At 42.9% G+C, this 6,521-nt stretch carries 5 protein-coding genes; 1 reads left to right on the top strand and 4 read right to left on the bottom strand.

Annotation, left to right across the window (positions count from 1 at the left end; genetic code table 11):
* The first annotated feature begins 299 nt into the window (after positions 1-299).
* Positions 300-1,994 (top strand): arginine--tRNA ligase, encoded by a 1,695-nt coding sequence (gene argS, locus ACYQ2O_RS09700; protein ID WP_459796505.1) that lies wholly within the window; start codon positions 300-302, stop codon positions 1,992-1,994.
* Between the two features lie 369 nt (positions 1,995-2,363).
* Here the strand turns inward: argS and trmL are convergent, their stop codons facing one another.
* The 4 genes from trmL to ACYQ2O_RS09680 all read right to left on the bottom strand — a co-directional run bounded on the left by trmL (position 2,364) and on the right by ACYQ2O_RS09680 (position 6,294).
* Complete coding sequence (gene trmL, locus ACYQ2O_RS09695; RefSeq protein WP_346024561.1) at positions 2,364-2,873, bottom strand: tRNA (uridine(34)/cytosine(34)/5-carboxymethylaminomethyluridine(34)-2'-O)-methyltransferase TrmL; 510 nt, start codon at positions 2,871-2,873, stop codon at positions 2,364-2,366.
* Positions 2,870-4,054, bottom strand: a complete 1,185-nt coding sequence (gene queG / locus ACYQ2O_RS09690) for a tRNA epoxyqueuosine(34) reductase QueG (protein ID WP_459796503.1) — start codon at positions 4,052-4,054, stop codon at positions 2,870-2,872. Before queG ends, trmL begins: the two co-directional genes overlap by 4 nt.
* A gap of 50 nt (positions 4,055-4,104) precedes the next feature.
* Positions 4,105-5,124 (bottom strand): D-alanine--D-alanine ligase family protein, encoded by a 1,020-nt coding sequence (locus ACYQ2O_RS09685; protein WP_346024563.1) that lies wholly within the window; start codon positions 5,122-5,124, stop codon positions 4,105-4,107.
* Positions 5,125-5,448: 324 nt separating this feature from the next.
* Positions 5,449-6,294, bottom strand: coding sequence for a putative RNA methyltransferase (locus ACYQ2O_RS09680; protein WP_459770433.1), 846 nt, complete (start codon positions 6,292-6,294; stop codon positions 5,449-5,451).
* Positions 6,295-6,521 lie beyond the last annotated feature (227 nt).

Genomic DNA, 6,521 nt, shown 5'->3' with positions numbered 1-6,521 from the left:
AGTCCAATGGGACAACTGAAGAAAATGTTTGGGTAATGAAACACACAGAATGAGCCATTTTAATATTAAAATTGAAGAGTTACCATCTCTAGAAAAAAAGTTTCCGCCAAAGTCTTGACACATACTCATATTTAGTTAGTATTGCTACAACTGGCGAGCTTTGCTATAATACAAGTGCTAATCATTTAGACTAAAGAATCGGCTATGATGTTTGATTGTTCAAATCTCAGCCCTTTTTTTATGCTTTGAATACTGGAGCTTTATTCACTTCTGCTCACTATTATTAGGAGGTCTACACCTTGGACTACAGACAACTGGTTGCGGAAGCAATCCACAACGAATTAAAAGATCATTTGGATCTGAACGAAATCAATAACTTATTAGAAAAGCCTAAACATGCAGAACACGGAGATATCGCCTTTCCTGCCTTTCAACTGGCTAAGCTGTTTAGAAAAAATCCTGCTCAGATCGCACAGGAACTTGGAGACAGCATTACCTCACCTATCATCTCCAGCATACAAGTTATCGGCCCCTATATTAATTTCTATTTAAATAAGAAATCAGTATCCCAGGCTGTCATCAATGACGTAATCAAAGAAAAAGGACATTACGGTGAACTGTCTATTGGAAATGGCGGGAATGTGCCTATAGACATGTCTTCTCCAAATATAGCCAAGCCGATGTCCATGGGGCATCTGCGTTCAACAGTTATCGGAAATGCCTTGTCAAATATACTGGCAAAAGTTGGCTTCTCCCCTATCCGCATCAATCACCTGGGTGACTGGGGCACGCAATTTGGTAAACTGATCACAGCTTATAAAAAATGGGGAAATGAAGAAGATGTTCGTTCTGAACCTATTAAAGAACTTTTAAGACTATATGTCAAATTTCACGATGAAGCTGAAAACGATCCTTCTCTTGAAGATGAAGGCCGTGCCTGGTTCAGAGAGCTAGAATCCGGAAATGAAGAAGCCGTTGAATTATGGAAATGGTTCAGAGATGAGTCCTTAAAAGAATTCGAGAAAGTCTACAAGCGTTTAAACATCTCGTTTGATTCGTATAACGGAGAAGCGTTTTATAATGACAAGATGAGTGATGTCGTTACCCTGCTTGATGAGCATAAGCTCCTTACTGTTGATCAGGGCGCACACATCGTCAACTTGGACAAATACGACCTGAATCCAGCGCTTATTAAGAAATCTGATGGTGCCACGCTTTATATGACACGTGATTTGGCAGCTGCTCTTTATCGTAAAGATATTTATGACTTTTCACAGTCTCTATACGTCGTCGGTCAGGAACAGTCCAATCACTTTAAACAGCTTAAGGCTGTCCTTAAGGAACTGGAATTTGACTGGGCGGATTCAATCCATCATATCCCATTTGGTCTGATTACAAAAGACGGCAAGAAGCTGTCTACACGTAAAGGGAAAGTCGTCCTGCTTGAAGAAGTACTTAATGAAGCAACGGCGCAGGCACTCCAACAGATTGAAGACAAGAACCCTAACCTTCCTGACAAAGAAAGAGTTGCAGAACAAGTGGGTGTAGGGGCAGTTGTCTTCCACGACTTGAAAAATGATCGCCTGAACAACTTCGACTTTACAATCGAAGAAGTGGTCCAGTTTGAAGGAGAAACCGGTCCTTACGTTCAATATACAAGAGCTCGTGCAATGAGTATATTGAGAAAGGCCGGCGTGGAATCCCTGTCTCCTTCTGATGCTTTCGCCCTGAGCGACGACTACAGCTGGGAAGTGATCAAGCTGCTCCACGATTACCCTGATACAGTCAGACGTGCATATGAAAACTACGAACCGTCAATTATTGCGAAGCACGCCATCAATCTGGCTCAGGCCTTTAATAAATTCTATGCTAATGTCCGCGTCCTGGATGAAGATCCTGAGAAAGACGCTCGACTGGCCCTGGTTTTCGCCATCACCGAAATTCTGAAAGAAGACTTAAGAATTCTTGGTGTCGAAACGCCTGACGAAATGTAAGAATTAAAGCTTAAAATAGAGATAAAACCGGCGTCGAGGATCTGCGGACCTTCGATGCCGGTTTTGTTACGTCTGACTGGAATCGCGAATGGGTCATATCAACGTGTTATGAGCCATTCGTGCTTTTAATAGAGTGGCGAATGACCCATATCACTGGTTTTTGAGACGTTCACCCCCATTATTATTTGATGAACTGCTCATATCTGCAACTTATGGTGCATTCGCAATTAATTGAGTTGCAGCTAAATATTCAACGACCCAAACCCTCTTCACAACAGTAAAAAGGCTGATCTGCACAACTACGCAGATCAGCCTTTTCTTTATAAAAAACAGTGTTCAGCTTTAAACAGTCGACTAGCTGGCTCTCTTTTATTTCAGTTTATCGTTTTCGTAAGTGTGCATTTTCTCCAGTTGAGGAAAGTCCTGCTGTCTCAAGGCCTCATAAATAAGTATATTGGCCGTATTTGACAGATTTAGTGAACGGACATGTGTGTCATTCATAGGGATGCGGAGACACTTCTCCGCATGCTTCCTCATGAAGATCTCAGGAAGGCCTGTTGTTTCCTTTCCAAATAGAAAGTAGTGATCTTTATCTGTATCAGTAAAATCGACGTCTGAATACACTTTTTCAGCGAATTTTGATATCAGATAGAGAGGCTGGTCACCTACTGCAGTCATAAAGGCATCCAGGTCTTTATGGTAATGTATATCTACAGCGTGCCAGTAGTCGAGACCTGCTCGTTTCAGATACTTGTCATCCGTTTTAAAGCCGAGCGGTTCGATCAGGTGCAGAACAGTATTGGTACCGGCACATGTACGGGCAATGTTTCCAGTATTTGCCGGGATCTGTGGTTCAAATAATGCGATATGGTTTGTCAATGCTTGTCTCTCCTCTTGCTTTCGATTGCATCTAATCTTTCTCTCAGACCCGCGATTGCTTCGTTGAACTCGGTAATGGTTTCCTCATCGGTTTCTTTGAGTACAGCTTCTTCGAGAAAAGCCAGGACATCTTCATTCGGCCGCTTGCTGATGATAGTGGCTACTGCCCAAGCCGCTGTTCCACGGATCATCGGTCTCGGATCATTATCGATTACATTCAAAAGATCCGGAACAGCCGTGAAGTCTCTGTAGTTGGCTAGAGCGATAATCGCATTTCTCTGGAGCGGTTTCTTCCCTCGCCAGGATCCAGCCATTTCTCCGAAAGTCTGCTTGAATTCTTTATTTGAAATAGTCAGGAGAGGTTTAAGTTCCGGCGTCGTGTTGAACGGTTCAGGCTCCATATCTTCATGAAAATGAGAATCCATCCCTTTATTATATGGGCAGACAATCTGACAGATGTCGCAGCCATAAATGACATGCCCCATTTTACGCCGGTATTCTTTGGGCATATACCCTTTGGTCTGAGTCTGGTAGGACAAACAGCGCTGAGCATTCATTCGGCCGTCACCAAGTAAAGCATCTGTCGGACACGCATCCACACAGCGAGTACAGTCACCACATCCGAAATCAACTTCACTATCCGGTTCAAAGGCGATATTCGTAATGATTTCACCAAGATAGACATAGGAGCCGTATTCCTTGGTGATAAGCAAGCCGTTTCGACCAATGAATCCAAGACCGGCACGCTGAGCCACTGCTACATCGACCAGTTCACCTGTATCGACCATTGGCTTGAATGTGACGTCCCCTTCTGCTTCTTGACGGATGTACTCGATCAACTGATCCATTTTTTCCCTCAAAATCAAATGATAGTCTTTTCCCCACGACGCACGAGCAAATTCTCCGCGACGTTCTCCTTTGACGCGTGGCGCCTTTTCTCTCATTTTGGAGGGATAAGCCAGAGCAATCGCAATGATCGACTTGGGCTGGTCAAAAATCTTTTCCGGATAGATGCGTTCTTCAATTATCCGGTGCTCAAATCCGGAATGATGGCCTTTTTCCTGCTGGGCATGAAGCTTTTCTTCCAGATCATAGAAAGGGTCGGCGTGCGTGAATCCAATCTTGTTGATACCCAGCTCTTCCGCCTTATCAATGATCTTTTCTTTAAGCAGCTGATTCATACGTGCTCCCTCCTCTCTTTATCCTTACGTTCCAGTACTAATGACTGCCTTTATTTTGATGCGGCAATTTCTGCCAATTTATTACAGAGTTCATTGTAGCTCATTCCGGAAGCAGCAGCCTCCTGAGGGAACAAGCTGGTTGGCGTCATGCCTGGCAGTGTGTTGGCTTCTATACAGTAGACTCCGCCATCTTCAGACACCATGAAATCAATGCGCGAATAGTATTCCAGACGAAGTGCTTTGAAGACTTTAAGAGCTGTCTCCTGCATTTTCTCAGCAATTGCAGGATCCACTTCGGCTGGGCAGATTTCAATGGTTGCGCCTTCCTGATACTTGTTTTCATAATCATAGAACCCTGTTTTAGGGATGATCTCAATAACAGGCAGGGCCTTTCCTTCAAGAACCCCAACAGAAAATTCACGACCGCTTATTTTCTCTTCGATCAGAACTGACGGAGAGTACTTCTTGGCTTCTTTGACTGCCTGCTTCAAGTCCTCCTGGTTGTCCACGATATACACACCGATACTTGATCCGCTGGCGTTCGGTTTAACTACGCAAGGTACAGCGCTGGTCGGTTCGTCTGACTGTTCCAGCACTTCCCATTCAGGCGTCAGAATACCTTGTGCTGACATGATTTCTTTAGAAAGGATCTTATTCATGGCAATAGCACTGCCTAAATACCCAGTTCCTGTGTAAGTAATGTCGTATAAGTCAAACACTGCCTGAAGCTGACCGTTTTCCCCTAGTTCCCCGTGAAGAGAAAGGAAGACGAGATCCGCAGACTGACAAATTGGAATGATGTTTTCTCCGATCATTTCATTCGGCTTTTCCTTTTGAGCTTTCAGCGCATCAAGGTCCGGTATCTGCTTTCTGACTTTGTACTCATATTTATCTTTCTTTAATTTTTGGTAGGCCTCTTCGAAAGTCACTGCTTCACTGGTTCCGAAATACAGATCCAGCATAATGACTTGATGTCCGTTTTCCATGAGAGCATTGGCAATCAGACTTCCAGAACTTAATGATACTTCTCTTTCATGGCTGTAACCGCCGGCTAGCACTACAATATTCATAATTAACTCCTCCTATAACGTCTCTATGTATTATACACCATGACCTTCACACATAGTAATGTTTTAAATGAGTTTTACCGAGTTGAGCATTTTTCAGCGCAAAAAAAACGTATCGCCTCGGTGTCAAGCACTGCGAAACGATACGTTGATGAAGCCTTTGAAAATTCACGTTTTTTTATCAGCTTCTGATGGGTTGACTGATAAAAACCAATGAACCAAATTAGCTTATGAAGTACATATTAGCATCTCCTGTATAAAAACACAAGGCTATGCACCAAATAAATCCTTCTAAATCGTGACAATTCTAATGTATAATTGTCAATTTTATGCTGAATCCTCCGATTCGCCTATCAGGATAAGTAAATCCACTGTAATTTCTTTCAACTTTGTTCGTATACTATCAAAGTCTGCTTTAATATGCCAACCAAGTGGGGTCATGGTTATAAAGTCTTCCACTAGTTCTTCAGGCAGCTGAAAGGTGTAGACAACAGATTCTTTTCGGACATGAGTATAATGTTCTTCGAATTTCTCAACAACTTGAACATTGGAGTAAGTCCGTTTCGATTCTTCCTGTAATTCCCGCAATTCTTTTAGGTACCCTGGATTCGGGACGACTTTGATGACCTGTCCCCCTTGTCTCATCAGTCTGTCAAATTCACTGTAATTGGATGGTGACAATATATTTAAAAGCGTATCATACTGGCGAGAAGCAAAGGGAGAACGAGCCAGATCAGCAGTTAGAAAGAAAATATCTTCATGGCTGGCAGCCGCCAGATTGATGCCTTCCTTTGAGATATCGAAGCTTATAATTGGCCCCTTATACCCATTTTTCTTCAAATAGGCACTGTGAGAGCCTTCACCGCATCCGATATCTAAAAGAACGCCTTCAGAATGCTTGAACAGTGACTGAATCTTATCCAGCAACGGCGCCCAAAGTCCGCTTTCAGCTAGTCGTTGTCTTGACAGAAGCATGTCTCTTGTATACTCGGACTTCATGCTTTTCTGCAATAAAAATAACGTCCCTTTTTTTGAGAGATCAAACTGATGACCATCCCGACAGATCACCTGATGATTATTTACGGATTCGAATGCCTGGCTGCATACCGGACATTGAAACAAGTGAAGATGATCTTCAAGAAATACCTGTGCTTTATCTATTTTCTTTAACATTTCATGCCTCTTTTCAAATGCTTTCGATAGACCTTTTTCCTTTATCATGATATAACGAAACTAACAAAGATGAAAGGATGATTCATAAATGCCCTGGGATGTGAACTACCCACCACTTAAATCCTTTGGATTTTGAAGTGGGGGCTTCCTACGAACTCCATTCTTATCTGCACAGACTTCATACAGACAGAGGAATCGGATAGGGGTAGGCTCAAAAGGCAGTCCCT

Source organism: Alkalibacterium sp. m-11 (assembly GCF_054658155.1).
Note: the sequence above shows the minus strand (reverse complement) of the source record. Positions and strands in the feature narration are given on the sequence as shown.